General features: G+C 61.5%; 2 pseudogenes. Both read left to right on the top strand.

The annotated features are described in order from the left end of the window. A pseudogene (locus tag G3N64_RS39255) lies at nucleotides 1-329 on the top strand (IS21 family transposase); the annotation flags it as partial. After that, nucleotides 326-820: pseudogene (gene istB, locus G3N64_RS39250) on the top strand (IS21-like element ISBcen13 family helper ATPase IstB); the annotation flags it as partial. The pseudogenes G3N64_RS39255 and istB, both read left to right, overlap by 4 nt. Nucleotides 821-945: the final 125 nt, after the last annotated feature.

The following is a 945-nucleotide window of genomic DNA, read 5'->3' as shown; positions in this document are numbered from 1 at the left end:
GATTCCACCGCTATCTGCGCGGCAATTTCTATGTGCCGCTGGCCAGCCAGCTCAAGCAATCCGGCTTGATGCTCGACGCCGTGACTGCGAACGTCGAGGTGAGTAAATGGCTGCGCGACGTGGCCAACCAGCGCGTGCATCCGGTTACAGGGCTCGCCCCTGCGATTTTGTTGGAGCAACGAGAACGGGCTTGCTTGCGCGATATGCCTGGCTACGCGGTGCCCCGATTGCCGGCTCGCGCCGTCGCCCGGCCGCGCGTTGACCCCACGATGTCGATCCAGCACCCGTTGTCCGTCTACCAGCAATTGCTGACCGAGGTGCGCGCATGAACCTGCAGCAGGAACGCATCGACGGGCACTGCCAGAGTTTGAAGCTCGAGGGACTGATGCACCGATACATCGCTCTGGCCAGCGACGCGGCGGCTAAGCAATGGAGTTTCCTCGACTTCTTGGAGAACGCGCTCGCGCACGAACGAGAGACGAGGCAAGTTCGTTCGCGGCAAACATTGGTGCGCATGGCGGGGTTCCCCGCCATCAAGACGCTCGATGACTACGACTACAGTTTCGCCGTCGGGGCGCCGCGCAAGACGATCGACGAGCTCGCCACCCTGCGCTTCATTGAGCGGGGTGAGAACGCCGTGTTGCTAGGTCCGTCGGGCGTGGGCAAGACCCACCTCGCGATCGCCATCGGGTATGCCGCGACACAGGCCGGCATCAAGACGAAGTTCATCACGGCGGCGGATCTGATGTTGCAACTCGAGGCCGCGCGCCGACAGGAGCGATACGACGCCGTACTTCGGCACAACATTCTCGGCCCGAGAGCCTGTCAGATTTTTAGTGTGCCGAGGTCATGAGACGATAACGGAAATAACGTCCTATGACCGATGCAACCGTGACCAAGAAGAGCAAGAACCCGAAGACGCCGAAGCTGTTCCCCGATGAACTG

The organism is Burkholderia sp. Ac-20344 (assembly GCF_017104975.1).
Lineage (GTDB): Bacteria > Pseudomonadota > Gammaproteobacteria > Burkholderiales > Burkholderiaceae > Burkholderia.
This window is presented reverse-complemented; position numbering and strand designations above follow the sequence as displayed.